Annotated in this window: 23 protein-coding genes; 11 read left to right on the top strand and 12 right to left on the bottom strand. The window is 58.0% G+C overall.

The annotated features are described in order from the left end of the window. Positions 1–9 precede the first annotated feature (9 nt). The 3 genes from VGM18_02085 (at position 10) to VGM18_02075 (ending at position 3,171) form a co-directional block, all read left to right on the top strand. Entirely contained in the window at positions 10–1,437 is a 1,428-nt protein-coding gene (locus tag VGM18_02085) for a helix-turn-helix domain-containing protein (GenBank protein ID HEY3971760.1), read from the top strand. A gap of 288 nt (positions 1,438–1,725) precedes the next feature. Beyond that, the gene (locus tag VGM18_02080) at positions 1,726–2,100 is read left to right on the top strand and encodes a response regulator (protein ID HEY3971759.1); all 375 of its coding nucleotides are present in this window, start codon (positions 1,726–1,728) and stop codon (positions 2,098–2,100) included. Positions 2,101–2,226: 126 nt separating this feature from the next. Then, positions 2,227–3,171 (top strand): sigma 54-interacting transcriptional regulator, encoded by a 945-nt coding sequence (locus VGM18_02075; GenBank protein HEY3971758.1) that lies wholly within the window; start codon positions 2,227–2,229, stop codon positions 3,169–3,171. Positions 3,172–3,283: 112 nt separating this feature from the next. Here the strand turns inward: VGM18_02075 and VGM18_02070 are convergent, their stop codons facing one another. Next, a complete protein-coding gene (locus tag VGM18_02070) occupies positions 3,284–4,831 on the bottom strand; it encodes a VOC family protein (protein HEY3971757.1) in 1,548 nt (515 codons plus the stop codon). Next, the gene (locus tag VGM18_02065) at positions 4,824–5,372 is read right to left on the bottom strand and encodes a sigma-70 family RNA polymerase sigma factor (protein HEY3971756.1); all 549 of its coding nucleotides are present in this window, start codon (positions 5,370–5,372) and stop codon (positions 4,824–4,826) included. Before VGM18_02065 ends, VGM18_02070 begins: the two co-directional genes overlap by 8 nt. A 182-nt stretch (positions 5,373–5,554) precedes the next feature. On the opposite strand from VGM18_02065, the gene VGM18_02060 reads away from it, so the two are divergent. Next, positions 5,555–6,355, top strand: coding sequence for a hypothetical protein (locus tag VGM18_02060; protein HEY3971755.1), 801 nt, complete (start codon positions 5,555–5,557; stop codon positions 6,353–6,355). 25 nt (positions 6,356–6,380) lie between these two features. On the opposite strand, the gene VGM18_02055 is transcribed toward VGM18_02060, so the two are convergent. The 4 genes from VGM18_02055 to cobO all read right to left on the bottom strand — a co-directional run bounded on the left by VGM18_02055 (position 6,381) and on the right by cobO (position 10,310). Beyond that, the gene (locus tag VGM18_02055; protein HEY3971754.1) at positions 6,381–7,247 is read right to left on the bottom strand and encodes a lysophospholipid acyltransferase family protein; all 867 of its coding nucleotides are present in this window, start codon (positions 7,245–7,247) and stop codon (positions 6,381–6,383) included. A 23-nt stretch (positions 7,248–7,270) separates the two neighbouring features. Continuing rightward, entirely contained in the window at positions 7,271–8,677 is a 1,407-nt protein-coding gene (locus VGM18_02050) for a folylpolyglutamate synthase/dihydrofolate synthase family protein (protein ID HEY3971753.1), read from the bottom strand. Positions 8,678–8,835: 158 nt separating this feature from the next. Then, positions 8,836–9,675: an acetyl-CoA carboxylase, carboxyltransferase subunit beta gene (accD, locus tag VGM18_02045; protein ID HEY3971752.1), complete on the bottom strand. Its 840-nt coding sequence runs from the start codon at positions 9,673–9,675 to the stop codon at positions 8,836–8,838. Positions 9,676–9,773: 98 nt separating this feature from the next. Beyond that, on the bottom strand, positions 9,774–10,310 hold the full coding sequence (cobO, locus tag VGM18_02040; protein HEY3971751.1) for a cob(I)yrinic acid a,c-diamide adenosyltransferase: 537 nt from the start codon (positions 10,308–10,310) through the stop codon (positions 9,774–9,776). Positions 10,311–10,627: 317 nt separating this feature from the next. Here cobO and VGM18_02035 point away from each other — a divergent pair, with 317 nt between their 5' ends. Together VGM18_02035 and VGM18_02030 are read left to right on the top strand one after the other, a co-directional pair. Continuing rightward, the gene (locus VGM18_02035; protein HEY3971750.1) at positions 10,628–11,116 is read left to right on the top strand and encodes a nuclear transport factor 2 family protein; all 489 of its coding nucleotides are present in this window, start codon (positions 10,628–10,630) and stop codon (positions 11,114–11,116) included. Positions 11,117–11,205: 89 nt separating this feature from the next. Beyond that, positions 11,206–12,348, top strand: coding sequence for a serine hydrolase domain-containing protein (locus VGM18_02030; protein HEY3971749.1), 1,143 nt, complete (start codon positions 11,206–11,208; stop codon positions 12,346–12,348). Between the two features lie 55 nt (positions 12,349–12,403). Here the strand turns inward: VGM18_02030 and VGM18_02025 are convergent, their stop codons facing one another. Beyond that, on the bottom strand, positions 12,404–12,868 hold the full coding sequence (locus tag VGM18_02025) for a 23S rRNA (pseudouridine(1915)-N(3))-methyltransferase RlmH (GenBank protein ID HEY3971748.1): 465 nt from the start codon (positions 12,866–12,868) through the stop codon (positions 12,404–12,406). A gap of 157 nt (positions 12,869–13,025) precedes the next feature. Then, positions 13,026–13,472, bottom strand: a complete 447-nt coding sequence (gene rsfS, locus VGM18_02020; GenBank protein ID HEY3971747.1) for a ribosome silencing factor — start codon at positions 13,470–13,472, stop codon at positions 13,026–13,028. 164 nt (positions 13,473–13,636) lie between these two features. Here rsfS and VGM18_02015 point away from each other — a divergent pair, with 164 nt between their 5' ends. The 3 genes from VGM18_02015 (at position 13,637) to VGM18_02005 (ending at position 17,401) form a co-directional block, all read left to right on the top strand. Continuing rightward, a complete protein-coding gene (locus VGM18_02015) occupies positions 13,637–14,761 on the top strand; it encodes an FAD-dependent oxidoreductase (GenBank protein HEY3971746.1) in 1,125 nt (374 codons plus the stop codon). An 89-nt stretch (positions 14,762–14,850) separates the two neighbouring features. After that, entirely contained in the window at positions 14,851–15,765 is a 915-nt protein-coding gene (locus VGM18_02010) for a dihydrodipicolinate synthase family protein (GenBank protein ID HEY3971745.1), read from the top strand. Positions 15,766–15,814: 49 nt separating this feature from the next. Further along, the gene (locus VGM18_02005; GenBank protein ID HEY3971744.1) at positions 15,815–17,401 is read left to right on the top strand and encodes an aldehyde dehydrogenase (NADP(+)); all 1,587 of its coding nucleotides are present in this window, start codon (positions 15,815–15,817) and stop codon (positions 17,399–17,401) included. Positions 17,402–17,415: 14 nt separating this feature from the next. Here the strand turns inward: VGM18_02005 and epsC are convergent, their stop codons facing one another. The 4 genes from epsC to VGM18_01985 all read right to left on the bottom strand — a co-directional run bounded on the left by epsC (position 17,416) and on the right by VGM18_01985 (position 21,294). Further along, positions 17,416–18,126, bottom strand: a complete 711-nt coding sequence (epsC, locus tag VGM18_02000) for a serine O-acetyltransferase EpsC (GenBank protein HEY3971743.1) — start codon at positions 18,124–18,126, stop codon at positions 17,416–17,418. Between the two features lie 44 nt (positions 18,127–18,170). After that, the gene (cysK, locus tag VGM18_01995) at positions 18,171–19,145 is read right to left on the bottom strand and encodes a cysteine synthase A (GenBank protein ID HEY3971742.1); all 975 of its coding nucleotides are present in this window, start codon (positions 19,143–19,145) and stop codon (positions 18,171–18,173) included. A gap of 160 nt (positions 19,146–19,305) precedes the next feature. Then, positions 19,306–19,731, bottom strand: a complete 426-nt coding sequence (locus VGM18_01990) for a hypothetical protein (GenBank protein HEY3971741.1) — start codon at positions 19,729–19,731, stop codon at positions 19,306–19,308. A 261-nt stretch (positions 19,732–19,992) separates the two neighbouring features. Continuing rightward, entirely contained in the window at positions 19,993–21,294 is a 1,302-nt protein-coding gene (locus VGM18_01985) for an amidohydrolase family protein (GenBank protein HEY3971740.1), read from the bottom strand. Between the two features lie 167 nt (positions 21,295–21,461). Between VGM18_01985 and VGM18_01980 the strand changes: the two genes are divergently transcribed. Next, positions 21,462–22,259, top strand: a complete 798-nt coding sequence (locus tag VGM18_01980; GenBank protein ID HEY3971739.1) for an SDR family NAD(P)-dependent oxidoreductase — start codon at positions 21,462–21,464, stop codon at positions 22,257–22,259. Positions 22,260–22,316: 57 nt separating this feature from the next. Next, positions 22,317–23,471, top strand: coding sequence for an aldose epimerase family protein (locus tag VGM18_01975; GenBank protein HEY3971738.1), 1,155 nt, complete (start codon positions 22,317–22,319; stop codon positions 23,469–23,471).

Here is a 23,471-nt window from a genome sequence, read left to right as displayed (position 1 = left end):
GAGGTCAACGTGAGTTTGGCCGATGCCGCGGGGAACCGCGTGGGTTCCTCCTCGGAAGAACTGTCCTACGTCGATTGCCTTGGACCGTTACACGTCGATTGCATCGACTACGTCGTTCGCGAAGGCCAGATGATTCCTGGTACCGAGGATGTAGCCGATTCCTGGCGCCGTTGTCTGACCGCGAATCATCTTGATCCCAACAATTCCCTCGCCCCCGAAATCATCACAGAGAATGAAATCAAAGTTTCAACAGAGCCCCTGCACAATCTTATTTTCCATGCTCAGGACGAAATCGATCGGCTTTACGCCATCGTTGGACCACAAGACTATGTCGTCCTGTTATGCAACCGGGACGGCGTCGCGATTCACCACCGCGGGGATGAGTCCAAGGCTGAAGCTTTCAAATATTGGGGAATCTGGCTGGGTGGAGTCTGGTCGGAGGAAGTTGAAGGGACCAACGGCATTGGAACCTGCATTGCCGAGCAGCGCCCTGAGATGGTGCATCGAGGTCAACATTTTCGGACTCGGCATACCGAACTGAGCTGTGCTGGCGCCCCGATTTTCGATCCTCTCGGCAGACTAACCGCGGTCCTCGATACTTCCTCGATGGACCCGAAGACTAGCGAGCAGTCGCTTTCTCTAGTCATGGCTGCCACAAAAGTATCCGCTCGCGGAATCGAGGAACGCATGTTTCGCGAACATTTTCGGTCCGCGTGGAACGTCGCCGCCGCGCCTAGCGGAGTCACCGATTCCGCTGTGCTGCTCGCGGTGGACAATGACCAACGAATCCTGGGCGCGGATCAGATGGCTCGCCGTCTCCTGGGTCTCAACGATGAAGCATTGAACAGAGGTAAGGCTCTATCGTCCGTATTCGAGTACAATCCCTCGCTTTTTCGCGCCAAATGGATGCGAGATATTCCGGCTCGTCTACTTAAAACAGGAGCTAATGATCTCAATACGGGAACTATTGAGCCGTGGAACGTCTTGATCACGCGTCCGGTTGCGGGCTGGTGGTCTCAGACGGAGGCGTTGATTCATTTTCGGCCAAGGATCGACATGCTGGCAAACCTGCCGGCCCCAATTACTCCGAAGAACTACGGGGGCCTCTCACCCGCGACTGCCAATCGCATCCGCGAATACATCGATTCCCATTTGCAGGAAAATATAGCTCTCGAAGTGCTGGCCGGAATCGCGCAGTTGTCAGTTCATCATTTTGCTCGTGAGTTTCGACAATCGGTTGGAGTATCGCCTCACAGTTATATCGTGCGAAGACGGGTCGAGCGCGCCAAGGAACTGTTACGCACCACAGATCTTTCACTGTCGGAAATTGCGAATGCGTCAGGCTTCGCAGATCAAAGTCACTTTACGCGCCACTTTCGAAGACTGACTGGCATCTCTCCTGGCTTGGCGCGACGGCACAATGGTAAAAATAATTGAGTTGGCGTTTTCCACGCGAATGACGGCAAAGGCTCCCGGTTTCCAGCTCTCTTCGATTGTTCCAGAGATTATTCCAGAAACCTAGAGCGAAGAAAGCCCCGATCCTACCTCTGCAAGCCAGCCGGATGTTGACTCCTTTCCCCCGGCTATTCGATCCACCAGATCTTAGAAAACTAACAATTTAGCAAGAACATACCCTGCACGGCCTGTTTGTCCAAGACAAGTTTCCCCATCCTTTGGCGAAATAAGTGTATGCAAACGCAGCAGGCAGGCTTGGATAAGACCTCCATGATCGCAGTAATCGGCGTGGACCAATCGGTCCGTTCCAGGCTCGAGCCGCTGGTGAAAGCGCTGGCGCTGGAAGCCGTGTATTTCAGATCCTCCGGCGAATTTATCAGTTCGGGTCGTATGCGGGACGCGAGGTGCATTGTTGTGGATGCACACATCTCGGGGATGGGAGGTCGTCAACTCCAGAGCCATCTGGCTTCCTCCGGCCGGTACATTCCCATGATTTTCATCACTTCCACCAAAGATCTGAAAGCTCGGGAAGAGGCGCTGCGTTCGGGTGCGCTGGACATCCTGCGGAAGCCCGATGGGGAGAGCGCCTTCATACGAGAGCTTGCCTCAGCGTTGAGACCCGGAGCCAGCGATACGAAGAAATGAGCCACAGCGGCGTTCCATATTCTGCAAAGAAAGCGCGGCCAGATACTCGGCGAGGAAAACGAAGACAGCGATAGCCAGCCAAAAAATTGCTCTCGACGAGGGGAGGAAGGCCGAACGAGGCCACCCATGAGTTTCGAAGAAATTGTGGGCGAAAGCCCCGCGCTGCACCGGGTACTAACTGATGCGCAAAAGGTCGCCACGACCGACTCGACCGTTTTGATCCTCGGAGAAACGGGAACCGGCAAGGAGCTAATCGCCCAGGCGATTCACCGGATGAGTTTGCGCAAAGCCGCAAGCTTCATAAAGCTTAATTGTGCGGCTCTCCCCGCCGGCCTGCTCGAAAGTGAATTGTTCGGCTATGAGAAGGGAGCTTTCACCCACGCCGTCAACCGGAAGATCGGCCGCCTCGAATTAGCCAACAACGGAACTCTTTTCCTGGATGAGATTGGAGATCTTCCACTGGAACTCCAGCCCAAGCTACTCCGCGTCTTGCAGGATCGGGAGTTCGAACGCCTCGGGGCCACGCGCACCATTCACGTGGATGTACGACTGATTGCCGCCACCAACTGGGATTTAGCAAAAAGAGCTGCCCAGGAACGTTTTCGCAGCGACCTGTTTTATCGTCTGAGCGTATTCCCCATCCGCATACCCGCCCTGCGCGAACGCCCCGAAGATATTCCACTTCTCGTAAAGCATTTTGTGAAGAAGTTTTCGCGGCAAATGAACAGGAAGATCGAAACCATTCCCGACGAACAGATGAATGCTATAACGAAGTGGAAATGGCCCGGAAATGTAAGGGAACTCGAGCACTTCATTGAACGCTCCGTGATACTGAGCGATAGTTCTGTACTCAGTGCGCCGATCGAGGAGTTAGGCGGGTTCTCTGCCTTGGATAGAGAACCCACCAGCTTGAGGTCGGTGCGACGCGAGTACATTATCAAAGTACTGCGGGAAACCGGTGGAGTGATCTCCGGACCTCGGGGCGCGGCTGTGCGCCTGGGATTGAAGCGGACAACGCTGCAATCGATTATGCAGCGGTTAGCCATCACTCCCAAGGATTACCAGGATTGATGTTTTGGCTTTGGAGCGCTGGCCAGCCGGCATACGACATGCCTTAGCCCAACTTTCATGGCGGTTCCACCCAACGTATTCCGTTGGGTGGGACTGATCATCGCCATCGACTTTACATATTCACGTCTTTCACGTGCGTCGCGATGTACCACGTGTTCCCGAACGCGTCCGTCACTGCCGAGTTGCGGTCGCCGTAGGGCTGATCGGTGGGCTCGTGGAGGGATTTCGCTCCCGCCGCGAGCGCGCGGCGATAGAGCGCATCGCAATCGGGTACGTAGAGATAGAACATCGCCTTCAGAGGCTGGTACGGTCCCTGCGCCTCGCCCATCTCCATGAACGAATCGCCGATCTTGAACATCATGTGGTGTACCACGCCGTCGGGTGACGCATGGCGCGGCCCGACCTCCTCGGCTTCGAAGGCGCGCTTCAGGAAGTTGATTACCGGCTCGGCGCGCAGCGGATGCAAATACGGCTGCACGTCAGGGGCGCCTTCCCACTTGTAGTTTCCCTTCAAGCGCGTGGCCAGGTACCAGTGATTGCCCGCCCGGTCCTTCACGCTGCCCGAACGTTCGCCATACTCCTGGTCCGCCGGTTCTTGCAGCTTCGTCGCCCCCGCCGCCAGCGCGCTCTTGTAGACCGCATCCACATCTTTGACGTAAACGTGCAGCGCATTAGGATGAAGCGTTGCGGGAAACTCTACGCCCGGAATGCCCCCGCCGATCATCAGCATGGAATCGCCGATGCGGACTTCGCCGTGCACTCCGGTTCCGGTCATCGCCCGCATCATCTCTTCCGCGCCGAGCGCTTGCTTAGCGAAGTCGAGCAGCGCCGGGCCATCCTGGGCGACCAGATACGGTGTGACCCTGCGGAAGCCGCGCGGAACCGGGTTCACGCCCTTTCGCGCTTCGCCTTGCGCAGGCATCTGTCCGCCTTCAGGTCCTTCGTGCAGGCCCTTCATCCGGCGACGCATCTCTTCAACCGACATTTCTTCGGTCACCGTAAATGCATTCCAGGTGTAGCCGAACGGATCGGCCATAGTCACGTCGCGGTGGCCGTAAAACTGGTCTTTAGGAGGAAGGACAATTTTCATCCCGGCGGCGGTCGCGCGCTCGGCGAACGCATCCACGTCTGGAATGTTGATCACGAGCGAGATGGGAGAGTGGCCCAGGGTTTCGGCGCTGAAGCGGCCGCCTTCAGGCCATTCTCCAGTCACGTTGATGGACGAGTCGCCGATCTTCAATTCAGCGTGCGGGATATCCCCTCCGACTTCGAAACGGAAAACCTCCTTCGCGCCCAGGGCCTTCTTGTAGAACTCAATCGCTTTGGCTGGATCTCGGAACGCCAGCCGTGGCGACGCAGTGGTGCGGACGGCAGTAACGGGTTCGGCTACGGTAGACATACGATTTCTTCCTCCGAATTCAGATTTTCTTAAGTCGGACTGCTTTAGTTCGGACATCAATCGTGCCTTGAAACGTGCATTCGGCAGATTGCGCAATTCCGCCGCGATGCGCACCAGGGGCGCGATGCCCGCGTCTACCTTCGGAGCCTTGCCGTCGGCCCGAGACAGCATCGTCTCGACCGCTTTGTTCAGCTGGTCGATCTTTTTCTTTTCGACCCGCTTGCTGTCGCCACTTCCCGGATTCAGAGAGCGCTTAGGCATCGGCACCCTCCATGCGCGCGCGCAAACTGGTCAGCGCGCGAAACTGTAGCTGCTTCACCGCACCCTCAGTCTTACAAATCTCCTTCGCCACTTCTTTAATGCTTTTCTGTTCCACAAATCGCAGCACTACCACGTTCCGCTGCTCGGCCGGAAGCGTGTCCACCAGGCGAAATAAGGTGGCTCGCCGCTCAACTTCTTCAATCTCCGCCGGACTCACCGCCGCCGACTCGATATGACCGGCATCGTCCGCCACCTCGCGACCCGATCGCTGCCAACGATCGGAAATCAAATTCGCTGCAATCCGGAATAACCACGCCGCAAACGGAATCCCTCGCCATTCGAACCGCTTCAAATTCGCCAGCGCCTGATGAAACGTCTCCGCCGTCAGGTCTTCGGTTTCCGTGCGGTTTCCCACCCGCTTGCAAACGTAGGCGTACACGCGCTCAAAGTTGATTTCGTAAAGCTCGGCAAAGCGGGCGGGGTCCTGCTGCGCAGCCTCGACCAGAAGCCGCTCGTCCGCTTCTTTCTTAAGAGCCTTCAACGAATTCTCCGCGGTTTGTCTTACGTAAGGGTAACGCCGGGAAGCTTCAAAAGGTTACGGGCGGAAGAAATTTGAATCCGGATAATTTTCGGCGTCCTTGGGCAGATTTCCTGCATCAGAGTCTTTGGCGGCGGGGGGACAATTGTGCGCCGCAACATTTCACACGTGCCAGGTGAATGCCTATGGAAGCCATTAGCGGAGTGTTCAAAGCGCGGGACCGGGCGGAAAACGCAGTCAAAGAAGCCTTCAAAGCCGGCATTTCTTCAGACAGAGTCACGCTGCTGACACCGGGAACCGTCGACCAAGTCAACAAGGAAATCCTGGCTGTACCCACAGACGCGACGGAGCAGCCGGGCATGGGCAGGGCGATTGGCGCGCTGGCGGGCGGAGGCCTCGGGTTGACGGGAGGCGCAATTCTGATGGCGCTGGTGCCTGGCCTGGGCCCCATCACCGCGATCGGTCTGCTGGGAGCCGCGATTCTGGGTGCGGCTGGCGCCACCATTGGCGCGACCGCCGGCGGCGAGTTGGAAAATTCTACCGTCGAAGGATTGCCCGAAGACGAAATCTTTGTTTATGAAGACGCTCTGCGCCAGGGCCGAAGCGTGGTGATCATCCTGGCCCAGGATGAAGATCAGGCATCGCTGCTGCGGGAGATGCTCAAGATGCAGGGCGCCGAGTCCGTCGACGCGGCCCGCGAGCAGTGGTGGACCGGCTTGCGCAGCGCCGAAGAAGGCCATTATTCAAAATCGGGCGGAAGCTTCGCCGAGGACGAAGAGTATTTTCGCCGCGGCTTCGAAGCCGCATTGCATGCGCGAACGCGCTGCATGGAGTTCGACCAGGTTTCGGCCGCGATGACTGCTGCGCTCGAAGACTTGCAGCGGGAACACCCCGGGGCGCAGGTTGAAGCAGCGTTTACCCGCGGCTACCAGCGCGGGCGCGAGTATTATCAGCATCTTTGCGACGAGAACGGCAAGGCCGCCTAACCGCGCGGGTGGCGGGCACGGGAAACTAAGTCTTATAGTACAAGTCCTCAACGGCCCTCTGCACCTTGCCCGACAGCCCTTCCAAGTCGCGCAGAGTCAGCCCTGAGGTCGAGATCGGCTCGCCTACCCGCATTTCCAGTGGACGGCACTTGATGTGGTAAGTGTTCATGGGCAGCAGTTCATAGGTTCCGACGAGCGCGACTGGAACGATGTCGACCTGAGCCTTGATGGCGAGAAAAAACGCTCCGGCCAGGAACGGCTTGATTTCTCCATCCGGCGTGCGTCCGCCTTCGGGATAGATCACCAGCGGCAGCCCTGCCTTCAGTCCCTTTAACGCCGCGCGAATGCTGCTGATGGAGCGCGCCGGATTCTGCTGATCGATGCACACCTGCCCCGACCTCTTAAGCTGCCAGCCTACCACCGGATACGACAACAGCTCTTTCTTGAACGCAATCCGGAACTGGAAAGGAAGATATGTGTACAGAACGGGAATATCGAGCGCCGATGCGTGATTAACCGCATAGACGTGCGGCTTGGAATTGTCGATTTTGTCGAGCCCCGTAACTCTCACGGGCGACGCAATCGTCTTCATGATCAGCCACGACCATGCATGGGAGAACCAGTGCAGCCGGCGTCCACTACGGTCGAAAAGGCCTCCGGGGATGGCAAGCAGTCCCATCACCAGCGTGTAGAACCATATCAAGGGATCGAGAATGAGATATGATCGCAGCCGGCTCAGCCAGCCATATTCGAGACCCGCAATGGCGTGGGGACTTCGCCGCAGCAGGGCAACTTGCTGCCCGCTAAAGACAGCGCCGCTTGCCACGTGGCTGCTCTCCGCCTGATCGACGGATGAATGATCGATGGATGAATGATCAACGGATGACTTCACTGAATGCACTCTTTCATTCTAGGCTAAACGGCTCCGAGAATACGCATCACTTCGCCAACCAGATACATCGACCCCGTCACAACGATGACGGCGCCCGATGCGGAACCAACACCAGCCCGCTCCAGAGCCTCAGCCACATCGTCGATCGGTTCAATTTCTGCGCCGGTTCGGCTGGCGGCCTGCTGAATCTCCTGCGGCGATGCGGACCTCGGATTCTGCGGCCGCGTCGCAATCACTTGGTGCGCCAAAGGAAACAGGATCTCAGTCATCTCTGAGATTGCCTTGTCACGCATCGCTCCGAAAACGAAAATCAGCGGACGGTCGTCATAGTGCTCCGAAAGGGCAGAGCGGAGGGCCCACGCTCCCGCCGGGTTGTGCGCCACATCGAGCACCATCTCGGGCCACCCGGCATGCGCAGGTAACACCTGGAATCGTCCCGGCCACTTCGTCTCTCGGATGCCGCGCTCAATTGTAGACGCGGTGATTCCCGTGAATCCTTGTTGGTTCAATTTCTCCGCCGTTGCGATTGCCAGCGCCACATTGCGCAACTGATGTCGGCCCACGAGCGGCGTCTCTACCAGAATCTGCTTGCCCATAACTTGCAAAGGATACCGATACCGAGGCGTGGCGTTATTGGTCTCGCCGGGCTCGGAGTTAGATGAATTTTTCTCAGTACTCGGTACCCGGTACTCGGTCGAAACCAGGTACCGACTGCTACCAGGCGACACCGGTGGCACATACTGTACCGCGCTAACCCCTCGCGCTCCGAGATCGAGAATCGTGTTCCCGATGACGTCGTTAGCCTCAGGTTGCTGCGGCAGCGTCACGACCACGCCGCCAGGACGAATTATTCCCACCTTTTCGCGCGCAATTTCGCCGACCGTGTTGCCCAGAAATTTCTGATGGTCGAGCGAGATGTCGGCAATCACGCTGACCAGTGGTTCTACGACGTTCGTCGCATCAAGGCGGCCGCCCATGCCAACTTCGAGGACAGCAATCTCCACCTGCTGCCGCGCGAAGTGGGCGAAGGCGATCGCCGTCATCATTTCGAAGAAGCTGGGATGCCAGGGCAGCTCTCGCTGCTCGACCAGGTCCTCGGCGACTCGATCCACTTTTCCATGCAAGCCGGCGAAATCGTCGTCACTGATTTCCTCTCCGTCGACACGAATGCGTTCGTTGATGCTCACTAGATGTGGCGATGTGTACAGTCCAGTTTTCAAGCCAGAGGCGCGCAAAATCGACGCCACAGTGGCCGCCGTCGAGCCCTTTCCGTTGGTCCCTGCAATGAGCACGGAGGGAAATGCCCGCTCAGGATGATTCATCGCCCCCAGCAATACCCGCATGTGCTCCAGATCAAACTTGTGCGAGGGCGTGTTCGCAAGTTCGTGGCCAAGCGCGTACATGCGAGTTAGGGCGGTTTCGTAAGACATGGGGAAGCAGCTTCTAGCTTCTAGCTCCTAGCTCTTAGCTTACCAACATCTCTTTCGGGTATTCGAGCGTAGCAGCGGGAAGGATTTTTGAGGTTCGAGATTGAGATGTGGCGGCATCGAGACGGGCTTTAGCTAGAAGCTAGTAGCTAGAAGCTGTCCTACGCCATAAACTCCAGCGCCCTTGCGATGTACGGCTTCAGTTCCTTGCGCGGGACGACGGCGTCGAGCATGCCATGTTCCAGCAGGAATTCGCTTCGCTGGAAGCCGGGCGGAAGCTTCTGGCGGATGGTCTGTTCGATCACCCGTGGGCCGGCAAAGCCGATCAGGGCCCCCGGTTCGGCGATGTTCAAATCGCCCAGCATCGCGAAGGAGGCCGTCACGCCTCCGGTGGTCGGATCGGTGAGCAGCGAGATGTAGGGAACTTTGGCTTTGTCGAGAAGCGCCAGCGCGGCGGAGATCTTGGCCAGCTGCATCAGGCTGATCACGCCTTCCATCATGCGGGCGCCGCCCGAGGCCGACACAATAATCAATGGCGTACGCGTTTCAGCCGCGCGCTCGATCGCGCGCGTAATCGCCTCACCCACTACCGCTCCCATGCTGCCGCCGATGAACGCATACTCCATCACGCTGGCCACTACGGGCCGCCCCATCAGTTTGCCCTGCGCGTTGATGATGGCGTCTTTCAGGCCCGTATCCTCCTGCGCCTGCTTCAGGCGCGAGGAATAGGGCTTGAGATCGACGAACTTCAAGGGATCGGTCGAGCCGATGTCGCCGTCAAAGGTTTCATATTGATTATCGTCGAGCAGCAGAGACAGCCGGGTCCGAGCATCGATGCGGAAATGCTTGTCGCATTTGGGACACACGTTCATGTTCTCCGCCAGATCTTTTTTCCAGATAATCTGGCGGCAGCCCTCACACTTCACCCACAACCCCTCGGTCCGGACGGTTTTCTCCCCCGAGTTGTCGAGCTCACCGGATTCGCGCTTAAACCAAGCCATAAAGGAAATTGGTAATTGAGCAATTTTGTAATTGTGTAATTGGAAACCAGAGCCGCCTCTTCAAATTACTCAATTACTAAATTTCCCAATTGCTCGATTCAGTACTCAATCCCCCTCTGCGCCATTACGCCTTTCTCGTACGCGTGCTTGACCTGGCGCATCTCGGTCACCGTGTCGGCGGCCTCGACAATTGTGGGGTGCGCATTCCTGCCCGTCAAGATGACGTGAACCATCTCCGGCTTCTTCTTCAGGCTCTCAACCACTATCGCCGGATCGAGCATCCCGTAGCTGATCGCGTAATTAATCTCATCGAGAACGATCAGGTCCCACTCTCCGGACTGAATCGCCCGGCCGGCTTCGACCCAGGCTTCTTCGACCATGCGTACATCTTCCGGGTCAGGCTTCTCGGCGCCAACCTTTACGAATCCGCGGCCCATTTGCTTCATCACAAACCTGTCGCCGAAGGCCTTTACGGCATCGAGCTCGCCGTAGTGCCACGAACCTTTCAGGAACTGGAGCATCAGCACACGCATGCCTTGGCCGACCGCTCGCAAGGCCGTTCCCATGGCCGCGGTGGTCTTGCCTTTGCCCGGCCCCGTGTTCACGATGATCAGACCACGTCGGATGTCGGCCATGCCTTCGATCGAAGCTTCAAATCCGGACGTTTGATTCTACTAGAAGCGCCGCGCAGCTCGCGTGAAACCATTGCTCAGTGACTCAATATGAGACGACCGGACGCGAAAGAACACTGAATGCAAAAGAAAAGTGTAATGAATCGCGTTTCTGATCCGTCATATATTTCAGCAGGCTTTGCCACTGCTTATGGCATCCTGAAAGTGGGTCTCGGGAAATCTTTGCAATAGCTAACTTTTTCACGGAACTCTAGCATCCTACGTTGCGTAGCTCGGTCAGGCGGATCTCTGTCCCCCTCGCAAACTGCGGAGGTCTCATCGTGATCAATGGATGTGTCTACAAATGTGCAGTGTTTTTATTGTCGCTGCTCGTAGCTCTACCTGCCTTTTCAGCCCAGCATGTCGCGGTGCATCCGCGATCGTCCATTGAGTCGGGCGAAGAATCGACGATTCGAGAAATCGTTGAAATGGAGCGGCAGGCCCGCGAGGCTCAAATCCGCCGCGACGCCGAGTTTTCCCAGCGCACCCTCGCCGAGGATTACGTCGCCATTACGCCTCTTGGGCAGGTGACCACGAAACAAGATACAGTCTCGACTCGCAAGAGCGGTCAGCTTCGTTATGACACCATCAATGTCAGTGACATGGTTGTGCGCGTTTACGGCGATACGGCCGTGGTCACGGCCCGCGCCGACGTGAAGGGCCACCAGCTTGGGGAAGATTTCAGCGGTCCCTACCGCTATACCCGAGTCTGGGTTCGCCGTACTGGCCATTGGCAGGCCGTTAGCTACCAGGCCACAGTCACGCAGTAGATGTCGCAGTGTTATTCTGAGCTTCTTGTGTAGTTAAATCGAGTCTGTTCAATACCAGCCTGCAAGCCGTAAGCCCTGAAAGGTACTTCATGAACTCGACTGAAAGGAGTCCGCATCTTCGCGTAGTTGCCACAGTCCTGTGGTGCGCAATCTTAACGTCGTATTCGCCAGCCCAGGAACGCCAGCTGGCTCCGGAGAAGCGCGCGCAAATCGAGGCAGCCGTCGCCAGGTTCATGGCCGACACCCACGTTCCCGGTGTCTCCGTTGCGGTGGTTGAAAATGGGGAATACGAGTGGGGAGATGGCTTCGGCCTGGCCGACGTGGAAAACAATGCCCCTGCCAGCGAACACACTCTGTTTCGCCTCGCCTCGATTTCCAAGTCTTTGACGGCGGTTGGCGCGATGGAGCTTTGGGAGCGGGGACAACTCGATCTGGACGCTCCCGTCCAGAAATACTGCCCGGCTTTTCCACCGAAGCCCTGGCCGATTACGACCCGCGAGGTGATGGGTCATCTCGGCGGAATTCGCCACTACAAACCCAGCGGTCCGGACGAGCAGGAAACCGGTAATACGAAGCACTTCGAAAACCCCATCCAGGCTGGGCTCGATTTCTTTAAGAACGATCCCCTCGTGGCGCCGCCGGGAACACACTTTCATTACTCGACCCAAGGGTACACGCTGGTGGGCTGCGTCATCGAAGCAGCTTCCCAGGCCAGGTACGTCGACTTCATGCGGCAGAATGTCTTCGCGCCGGCCGATATGGAGCACACTCAGGCTGATGATCGCTTCGCGATCATTCCCTACCGAACCCGCTTCTATCGGAAGACGGAGTCAGGCACGGTGCAGAACGCCGACTTCCTCGACTCCAGTTACAAGATTCCCGGTGGCGGCTGGTTGTCGTCGGCCGAAGACATGGCGCGCTTCGAAGTTGCGATTCTGAACGACAAGCTCATCAAGCCCGCCACGCGCGACCTGATGTGGACTCCGTTGAAACCCTCCGACGGCTCGAAGGACGATTACGGCCTGGGTTGGGGCGTAGGTACTGAAGCAGGCTGGGTTACGGTCGGACACGATGGTGGACAACAGGGCACGAGCACTTCCTTCCTGATCGCGCCCGCCCGGCGCGCTGGAGTGGTTGTGCTGAGCAACATGGAAGGTATCGATCCGAACAAACTCGCACACGAGATTCTGAAGGCGCTGGTGGAAGCCCCGGCAAACGCGCCGAAGAAGTAACCGCCGAGCAGGTTTTCGACGTAGCAATCGGAAATCCAACAGTCTGAAAGCGCACCTAATGTCCCGAGTGATACGGATGCCCTTTAAGAATCGCAAACCCTCGGTAGACCTGCTCCAGCAGAACCACCCGCGCCAGTTCATGCGCAAGAGTCATCTTCCCCAGTGAGATCGTCTGCTGCGCGGCGGCTTTGGCCTGTTGCGTGAAGCCGTCAGCGCTGCCGATGGCCAAGATCAGCGGCAAAGGATTGCGGTCCTGATAATCTCCCAGAAACTTGGCAAACTGTTCTGAGGAGAATTCCTTGCCCCGGGAATCCATCAGAACCAGCGTCGATTTCGACGCCGCCTTCGCTCTCGTATTCTTTCCCTGCGGGCATCCGCTCATTTCGAGTAACGCGGCTTCGTCGCGCAGCGCAATACCTTCGATCTGCACATAACGGGAAATGCGCTTGAGATATTCCTCGGTCAGCTCCTGCATTGCAGGCGCTTTCGTCTTCCCGATCCATGCAATCTTTATCTTCAAGGGCTTGATCTTTGCGGAAGGGTTCGGAATTTCCGGGATCGACTTGATCCGCGTTTGAAAGAGCGCGGTTTCCAGCCGCGCCGCGACTCCGCAACCCGCCGGCCGCTTTATAGCAGCCGCCGCAAACTTGCGATGCAGCCAAGGCTTTCCGCAGACCTTATGCCTTTTTTTTAGTCTTCTTGGGCGCGCTGGTCTTGGAGGAGGCCTGCTTGGCCGCGGCCTTGTGCTTCTTCGGAGCCGCCTTCAACTCGCCGACTTCCAGGCGCTTGGCCGTCTTCCACAGGCGCTCCAAATCATAAAACTTACGCGCCTTCTCCGAGAACACGTGCACAACAAAGTCCGTGTAGTCCAGCAATACCCATTCGGCCTGCTTATAGCCCTCGACATGTGCGGGTCGGATGTTCGCGGCCTTCAGGCGCATCTCCACTTCGTCGGCGATCGCCTGCACTTGCCGCGGATTCGTCCCGCTGCACAGCACAAAGTAGTCGGTGAACGCTCCCGACCCTTTTTCCATTTCGAGAATGCTTAGTTCTTCTGCCTTTTTTTCGAGGCAAGCCTGGATAGCGGCGGAAACTTGCTGTTTGAGTTCGCTCTTCTTGGTCATTCGTATCTAGATCGTTCGTCGTCGACTATTAAATTATTCGAGGCAGTGTTGGCGGCTCCATTGTAACCGAATGGCGACCTATACCATCTGCTCTCGGGCGCGCGGGTGCTCGCTGGCGCAATCGCGATTTTGTTCTACACTAATCGTCGAATTTGCCCAACCGCATGAGCATTGAATCCTATGATGTGGTCATTGTCGGCGCTGGAATAGTGGGCGCGGCCTGCGCCGACGAATTTACTCGCGGCGGCATGCGCGTGCTGGTCGCCGAACGCGAGTCGGTGGGAAGCGGCGCCACTGCCACCGGCATGGGCCACATCGTTGTGATGGATGATTCCGAGGCGCAGTTTGCCTTGACCCGCTATTCGCAACAATTGTGGCACGCGCTGCGGCCGGAATTGCCCGACGACTGTGAATATGAGCAGTGCGGAACAATCTGGATCGCGGCTGACGACGAGGAAATGGCCGAGGTTCATCGCAAGCACGGCTACTATTCGCAACGCGGAGTGCCCGCGACCGTACTCGACCCGAAAGCATTGCGCCAATTGGAACCAAATCTGCGAGACGGGCTGGCAGGCGGCCTGCTCGTACCTGAGGATGCGGTGCTCTATCCGCCGCGTGCGGCACAATATCTGATGCAGCGCGCGCAGAAAAATGGAGCGCAACTTCGGCCCGGCGCCGCCGTTGTCCACCTCGGGCAGGGTCGAGTCCGGTTGACGGATGGAGTCGAGATTGCCAGTAAGATTATTGTGAACGCCGCCGGAGTCCGGTCGCCGGAACTGACAAGCGGAATTGAAGTCAGGAAGCGCAAAGGACACCTGGTCCTTACCGACCGCCATCCTGGGTTCGTGCGGCATGAGGTAGTGGAACTGGGCTACCTGAAGAGCGCGCACTCGGTCGAGAGCGATTCGGTCGCATTCAATGTGCAGCCGCGGCGGTCAGGACAGATTTTGATCGGCTCTTCGCGACAATACGGCGCGGAGCACAACGATGTGGATCGGAAAATTCTCCAGCGGATGTTGCAGCGCGCGTACGAATATATGCCGGGACTGGCTGCAATGCCCGCGTTACGCATGTGGACTGGGTTTCGTCCAGCCACGCCCGACAAGTTGCCGCTGATCGGTCCCAGTGCGACGGATAAATCCGTTTTTCTAGCGACGGGACACGAAGGGTTGGGCATCACAACATCACTGGGGACGGCGAGAATTCTGGCGGACTCAATCACCGGGGCGGAGCCTGAGATTCCGATTGAGCCGTACTCTCCGGCCCGACCGTCGACCATCGGCAGTTAGTGGCGAGTGGTCCGTAAAATGTCGACCATAGAATTGATCGCTGGCGACTAGCCACCGGCCACCGACCACCGAAAGACAGGAGGGCTTCGATGAACTGGAAGGGCGTAATGCCCGCAATCACCACGTGCTTCAATCTCGACCTCAGCATTGATTACGCCTTCATGGTGGAGCACTGCCGCCGACTTCTCGACAATGGATGCACCGGCATTGTTGCGCTCGGGTCGCTGGGCGAAGGCGCGACATTGTCGCATGAAGAGAAGCTTGCAATCCTGCGCACATGCGTGAAAGCGGTGCACGGGCGCGGTCCGGTCGTGGCCGCGGTCTCGGCGCTTTCGACGTCCGACGCTGTGCTGCTGGCGAAGGCCGCCGCGAACCTGGGCTGCGATGGGTTGATGCTTCTGCCTCCTTATGTATACAAAGGGGACTGGCGCGAGATGAAAGCGCACGTCGCGGCCGTATTCCAAGCGACGCCGCTGCCCTGCATGCTCTATAACAATCCCGTGGCCTACGAAACCGATTTCTTGCCGGAACAAATTCGCGAGTTGGCGGAGGAACACCTTAACCTTGCGGCGGTGAAGGAATCGAGCGCCGATGTTCGGCGAGTTTCCGCGATTCGTGCACTGCTTGATCGGCGGCTGGAGATTTGCGTGGGCGTCGATGACGCGGTGCTGGAAGCTATTTCAGTTGGCGCAACGGGATGGATCGCCGGCCTGGCCAACGCTCTGCCGGGCGAATCTGTTGAACTGTTTCACGCTGGTTTAAGCGGAGATAGTGAAAAAGCCTTCGAGTTGTACCGCTGGTTTCTGCCGCTGCTCCGCCTGGATACGGTTCCAAAATTCGTTCAACTGATTAAGTTAGTGCAGACGGAAGTGGGAAAAGGGAACTCGCGAGTGCGGCCGCCTCGGCTCGAGTTGGTGGGAGAAGAACTCGAGCAGGCTCGCAGGATTATTCGTGAAGCGTTGCAGTCCCGGCCGGAACCGGTAGCCGCGCGGCATCGCCAATAAAATCAGGACCGTCGGCACTCTTCCACCTTCGTCTTCACGTCGTTAATTTATGGAAAAGCTCTCAGGGCGCTCGTTGATCGGATTTCGAGAAGGCATCGGCGCGGGAGAGCCGATTTACGCCACCAATCCCGCGACCGGCCAACGCCTGCAGCCCGCCTTCATTTCGGCAACCACGGAAGAAGTGGAACTCGCAGCGCGATTGTCGGCAGAAGCGTTCGATTCCTATCGGCGCGTGTCGGGCCGTAAGCGTGGCGAGTTCTTACGCACGATTGCTGCGAAGATCGAATCGATTGGCGCCGATCTGATTGAGCGCGCCGGCCTGGAAACGGCTCTGCCGCCGGCGCGACTGCAAGCCGAAACCCTGCGCACCTGCGCCCAGCTTCGATTGTTTGCGGAGGTCGCGGAAGAGGGATCGTGGGTGCAGGCGCGCATCGACCCCGGCAATCCCGAGCGCCAGCCCGCCCCCAAGCAAGACATTCGATCCATGTTGCGCCCGCTGGGGCCAGTGGTAGTTTTCGGCGCCAGCAATTTTCCGTTGGCCTTTTCGGTCGCTGGAGGTGACACCGCCTCCGCGCTCGCTGGCGGCAATACCGTGATCTTCAAGGCGCATCCGGCTCATCCCGGCACAAGCGAGTTAGTCGGACGAGCGATCCAACAAAGTCTGCGAGAGTGCAATCTTCCCGAAGGAATTTTTTCGCTTCTGTTCGACGCGGGCACAGGAGTCGGCACCGAACTGGTGAAACATCCGCTAGTGAAAGCCGGTGGGTTCACGGGCTCGCGCTCGGCGGGGCGAACTTTGATGGACTTGGCGGCAGCGCGGCCCGAGCCGATTCCCTTTTACGCGGAGATGAGCAGCACGAATCCCGTATTCATTTTGCCCGGCGCCTTGCACGAGCGCGGCGAAAATATTGCCGCCGGACTGCACGCCTCGTTCACTATGGGCGCGGGCCAATTCTGTACCAAGCCTGGATTAGTGTTCCTGCCGGAGGCTGCCGAGGCAACGGCGTTCTCACAAAAGCTGCAACGGCTCGTTGCCGAATCGGCTCCCTTCCATCTCTTGACGAAAACCATCCAGTCTTCGTATGACCAGGCGATTACCGCGCGCAAGGCGGACGCATCTGTCGTGCAGGCGGCCTTGGGTAAGCCAGGAAAAGCAGATGCGGGTTTCGCAGCGCACGTCGCCCTTTTTGAAACCGACGCCGATTCATTTCTTTCATCCGGTCTGGGTGCGGAAATCTTCGGCCCCACGACTCTGCTCGTGCAACATTCCAGCCGCGATCGGCTTCTGGCCATCGCCCGCGCCCTCGAAGGACACTTAACCGCGACGATTCACGGCACTGAAGAAGATCTGCTCCACTTTGCGGACTTGATCGCAATTCTCGAGAACAAAGTTGGCCGAATCGTCTTCAACGGCTTTCCGACCGGCGTCGAAGTTACTCACGCCATGGTCCATGGGGGCCCGTATCCCGCAACCTCCGATGGACGCTCCACGTCAGTCGGAAGTCAGGCGATTTTCCGCTTCGCGCGGCCGGTCTGTTATCAGGGATTTCCAGATAGCGCTCTGCCCGACGCGCTCAAGAACGGCAACCCGCTTGGCATCTGGCGGATGGTCGATGGGAAAATGTCGCGCGAGTAATGACCGAAGCAACGCTAAATCTGATAATCGATATCGTCCATAATTCTCTGAAGTGAAGCAGACGCAGGTTCGTGCACCGCCTCTGCTCCTTCCAGTTGCCGCACTCGCTCTTGAAGTTTGTGTACTTCGTTCGCCACCGCTGCCAGCGCTTCCGACAGCGGGTCGTTGATCTGCTTGGGATCGGTAATCACCACGCGCTTGCCTTCGCGGAAAATAATATGCCCGGGTACGCCTACCACCGTGGAGTCTTCAGGAACATTGCGGAGAACGACCGAACCGGCGCCGATACGGCAGTTTTTTCCAATCGTAATGTTGCCCAGGATCCTCGCCCCGCCTCCAACCACTACGCCGTCTTCAATGGTGGGATGGCGCTTTCCGCGATCTTTGCCGGTGCCTCCAAGGGTCACATCCTGATAGAGGGTCACGTCGTCCCCAACCACTGCCGTCTCACCGATGACCACGCCGAGGCCGTGATCGATAAAGAGCCGCCGGCCAATTTCCGCGCCCGGATGGATTTCAATTCCGGTCAGGAAGCGAGCGAACTGCGACGACATTCGCGCCAGCAAGAGCAGGCCATGATTCCACATCCAATGATTCAAGCGGTAGAACCAGACGGCATGCAGGCCCGCGTAACAGAGAAATACTTCCAGGCGGGACTTGGCCGCGGGATCGTGTTCCGCCACATTGGCCACGTCTTCGCGAATTAGCGAGAACAGCTGCGGCATAAAGATCTGGAGCGCAATATGATTACTAATATCGCGAATAACGATCAGGCCGGCGGCAGCTCTACCGTAGGAATCTTGAGGGCCTGGTCTCGCAGTTCCTGAAACAGGACGCTGCTCAAATAACGTTCGCCGAACGAGGGCATGATCACGACGATCAGCTTGCCGGCATTTTCCTGCCGCTTCGCCACCTTTAGTGCCGCAACCATGGCCGCTCCCGAAGAAATCCCGACAAACAGTCCTTCTTCCAGCGGAAGCCGCCGCGCCATCGCGATGGCCTCGTCGTTGGTGACCGTGATGACTTCGTCGATGTAGTCGCGACGCAGAATGCTAGGAATAAATCCGCCCCCGATGCCTTGAATCTTGTGCGGTGCGGGCTTGCCGCCAGAGAGCACCGCGCTGTCCGCGGGCTCGACCGCCACGGCTTTGAAGGAGGGCTTCTTCGGCTTGATGTACTCGCAGACTCCGGTCAGCGTGCCGCCGGTGCCAACGCCCGAAATCAGAATATCGGCGCGGCCATCGGTATCGTTCCAAATCTCCGGGCCCGTGGTCTCGAAATGAATTTTCGGATTCGCAGGATTGTCGAACTGTTGGAGCATATAGCCGTTGGGATTGCCGGCCAGAATTTCTTTGGCCTTGAGGATGGCGCCCGGCATCCCGCGTGGCCCTGGGGTGAGCACGATCTCCGCGCCAAAGGCCAGCAGCAGCACACGCCGCTCCAGGCTCATGGTTTCGGGCATGGTGAGAATCAGCTTGTACCCCTTTACTGCGGCGACAAAAGCCAGGCCGATTCCAGTGTTCCCGCTGGTCGGCTCGATGAGCACGGTTTTGCCGGGATGAATTTTTCCCTGCCGCTCCGCCTCGGCAATCATGCTGACGCCGATGCGATCCTTCACGCTGGCCAGAGGATTCTGGCTCTCCAGTTTCGCAACCACTTCGGCGACGCAGCCTTCGGTGACTTTGTTCAGCCGCACCAGCGGCGTGTGGCCGATCAATTCGGTGACGTCTTTGGCGATCTTCATCGCGAACCTTTCCTTCCCGCGACCTGGGCCGCGATAGCCCGGCGCCCATGAATCCAGTAATAGTACCAACATCCAGAGTACATGCGCGTTGGACTGCTAGGAAGAGTTGGATGTGCGGTTTCGTCGCCAGCGGACACGGTTATCCGAGCGGGACGATACCTTAGCGATGCATCAAGCCAAAGGCCACTGCGCCCATGGAGCCTGCGAGGTTGAACATCAGGACGGCACGTTCCAGCCTGTGATGGCCGGTCCTGTGAAAGAAGTAGGAAAGGCTGACCACTCCCGCGGTTTCTCCGATGAAATTCGCCGCCAATCCCGGCGTGGAGCGCCCGAACATGCGGACCACTGGATTCAGTTCTTGCCCCCCGCTTTGCAGATTAGCGCGAGTCACGACAAAGTCAGCGCCATTCGATGCGGCAGCGGCGACTAACAACACGCAATTCTGCCGATCCCAGAACTTGTGTTCGGAGCTCCCGTGCGGCCGAACGATCGCAACCGGCGGCGCCGCCTCGACAAACGGAATCGGCGCGTCCGGAAGAGGAGCGTCCGCGACCAGAGCCTGCGCCTGCTGAACTTGGGCTCGCAAACTGGTACACAAAGCGGCGCTCAAGACTATTGCGATGGTACATAAAGTGATGAAGCGAAGGACCCTGCGGAAAGTCATAGGCGCCCGCCGCGTGCGACGTAGCACTGACGGAGGGGCAATCGGCAGACCAGGCAGCCAGCATTAGAAGGGCGGCAAGCGGCTTGCAATCAGCTGTTTCGTGCAGGTGACGTTAGTAATCCGAATGAGAATCGGCAGGCCGCTGTGCATTCTTTTGCAGTCGCGCCGTCTTATTTTCGCCTTTTATTTCTTATAAATGACGCCCCCTTTCATCACGAAGGCGACATTTCGCAGCGCGCCAATATCCTGCAAGGGATCGCCGGGGACGGCGACCACGTCCGCAAAATATCCCGGCTCTAAAGAACCGATCTGTCCATCCCAGCCCAGCAATTTTGCTCCGTTCAAGAGATCGGCCTGTAACACCGCTAGCGGCGACATGCCAAACTTCACCATCAGCACGAACTCCCGCGCCTGCGTGCCGTGGGGAAATGGACCCACGTCAGAGCCGACCGCCATCGGCACTCCCGCCGCGATCTGCTTTTTGAACTCGTGCACTTTTGCATCTAGCAACTGATGCTCGCGCGCGGCTTGCTCCGGAGTGGCCGCGTGTTCACCGAAATATTCGAAGACCGTAAGTGTCGGCACCGCGAAAATCTGCTTCTCCCGCATCAGGCGCATCGTCTCGTCGCTGAGTTGATTGGCATGATCGATAGAAACCACGCCCGCCTGCGCGGCGAAAAGCGTTCCTGGTTCTCCCGTGGCATGCACGGCGACATGTTTGCCAACCCGCGCCGCCTCCTTGACGGCGGCTTCCAGTTGAGCTTCGTTGTATTGATACGGAGTCGCCAGCATTCCGTCTCGAATCGAATCCTGCCCGGTCTCGTAAATCTTGGTGAAATCCGCGCCTTCCTTGTATTGCTGCCGCATCACAGCCACTAGTTCGTCGGCGTTGTTGGCGTAGTCGGCATTCGGAAGAACATGCTGCGCAGGGTTGTAGCCAATCGCGTCCTCATGTCCGCCGACGATGTTGATCGCATTGCCGCTGATGCGCAGGCGAGGGCCGGGAATAGCGCCTTCATTGATCGCGTTGCGCACCGCCGTATCGGCGGAGCCGGCGCCTTCGGTTCCCATGTCGCGCTCGGCAGTGAATCCCGCCATCAGGTCGTCGCGGGCCTGGAGCGTCGCCGTGATGGTGCGTTGCGGCACCGATTCCTGCACCGTCTGCAGGTCTTCCGCCGCGCCGGGATGAAGAAAAAGATGGACGTGCGCATCGATGAGTCCTGGAAGTAGCGTGCAATCGCCCACGTCGATCACCTCCGCTCCCGCCGGACGCCTGACCGAACTGCCTACTTCTGCGATGCGATCGCCCTGGACAAGAATTTCGCCGGGTTTCACAATGCGGCCAGCCTTAACATCCAGCAGCCGCGCTGCGCGCAGCACGATCGGGTGCGACTCAGGTGCTGCGGGCTGAGACTGGCCCGCGACATTCACCACCAAAGCGAACAGGAAGGATATATAGGCGAGAGCAAGACATCGCGTAGTCATATCGCCCGCGATAGTAACACTCCGAATCGATTGCAGCCAGATCGCAACCGCAATTTTGTGCTGCGAATCACATGGGTGCGGACATCCCCGCCCGCGTTTCGTTATGATCGCTTCGCTGTAATCTTCCAATCAATCTCTCTGTCGAGGTGAATGTGCTAGAGGTAACTATGCGACACAGCCACGTAGCTCTGGTCACAGGCGCCAGTCGCGGGATCGGGAAAGAAATCGCTCTTGAGCTGGCGCGAAACGGATATCGCGTCGCGGTGAATTACTACAACGATCCAGCGCCTTTGGTCGATGCGACCGTAGCGGAGATTCGCGCGCTCCAGGCTCCGGCAGATAACCAGGCTCCTGCGGAAAATAACGTATTGCCCATCAAAGCCGATATCCGTTCCAGCAGTCAGGTCACCGCCATGTTCGAACGCGTAATCGCCACCTTCGGCCGCCTCGACCTGCTGGTCAACAATGCCGGCGTGCAGACCTGGAAGCCTCTGCTCGATGTGACCGAAGAGGAATGGGATCTGGTCATCGACACGAATCTGAAAGGCTGCTTCCTGTGCACGCAGCAAGCCGCGCGTTACATGAAAGATCATGGCGGAGGCGCCATTGTCAATCTCGGCTCGGGTTGCAACAAGCTCGCGTTTCCTTCGCTAGTCGCCTACACCGCGAGCAAAGGCGGAATCGAAATGTTCACCAAAGAAGCGGCGGTAGAGCTGGGTCGCTACGGAATTCGCGTGAACTGCATCGCTCCCGGCTCGATCGAATCGGAACGCACTCGAACCGAAGATCCGGACTACGCCGGAACGTGGTCGAAACTGACCCCATTAGGCCGCGTCGGTACGGCCGCCGACATTGCACCAACGGTAGTTTTTCTCGCCAGTAAGGGAGCGGCCTTTATCAGCGGGCAGACCATCTGGATCGACGGCGCCCTGTTCACCAAAGCACAGTGGCCGTATCGGAAATGAAAAGTCTTATCCGCGCGATTCCGGCACGAATTTGCCGCGCGTAGTAAACTCTCCCGCATGATTCCAAGACAACTCGTGAATGTATGCGGTAGGTTTCTGATCGGCTTGTGTATCGGCGGCCTTGCCTTAGCACAGGCTGGCAAGAGACATGAGCAACCGGTTCAGCAAAAGCCCTTTGGCACGCAGGATGGGAGGCCCGTCACCTTGTACACGCTCACCAATGCAAACGGCGTTGAGATCGACACCATGAATTACGGCGGCATCATCACTTCTATTCGCGTTCCCGACCGCAAAGGTCAATTCGCCGACATCGTTCTCGGCCACGAAGATCTCAAGGGCTACATTCCGAATCCTCCGTATATCGGCGCGGTCGTCGGACGTTACGCCAACCGCATCGCCAACGGCACTTTCACCCTCGACGGCAAGACCTACACGTTGCCCAAGAACGACGGCCCCAACACTCTGCATGGCGGCACCGACAAGACTTTCAACAAAGTCGTGTGGGACGGCGAGCCGCTGAAAGGCAAGGCGGGCATTACTTACACCTACCTCAGCCATGATGGCGACGACGGCTTCCCCGGCAATCTGAAGGTGCGAGTTACGTACACCTTGACCAACGAGAACGAACTCGTTATCGATTACGAAGCCACCACCGACAAGGCCACGCCGATCAATCTCAGCCAGCACAGTTATTTCAATCTGGCCGGAGAGGGAACAGGTGACATCCTGAATCACGAACTTACACTGAATGCTGACCGCTTCACGCCCGTCGACAAGAATCTGATCCCCACCGGCGAACTTCGTCCGGTGAAAGGCACGCCGATGGATTTCACCACGTCGACGAAGGTTGGCGCCCGCATCGACGACAACTACGATCAGCTAGTCCTCGGCCACGGGTACGATCACAACTGGGTCATCAATCGTAGGGATGGCGACAACGGCCTGGTGTTGGCCGCGCGCATGTACGAACCCACGAGCGGTCGCGTGCTGGAAGTTTCGACCACGCAGCCCGGCGTTCAGTTCTACACCGGAAATTTTCTCGACGGCACCGTCACTGGGAAAAAAGGCCACGTCTATAAGCGCCGCTACGGCTTCTGCCTGGAGACGCAGCATTTTCCGGATTCACCGAACCATCCAGACTTCCCCAGCACGATCCTGAGGCCTGGCGAGACGTTCAGATCCGAGACGGTGTTCAGGTTCTCGGCGAAGTAA

Origin of the sequence: Candidatus Sulfotelmatobacter sp., assembly GCA_036500765.1 — a bacterium.
GTDB lineage: Bacteria > Acidobacteriota > Terriglobia > Terriglobales > Acidobacteriaceae > Sulfotelmatobacter.
Note: the sequence above shows the minus strand (reverse complement) of the source record. Positions and strands in the feature narration are given on the sequence as shown.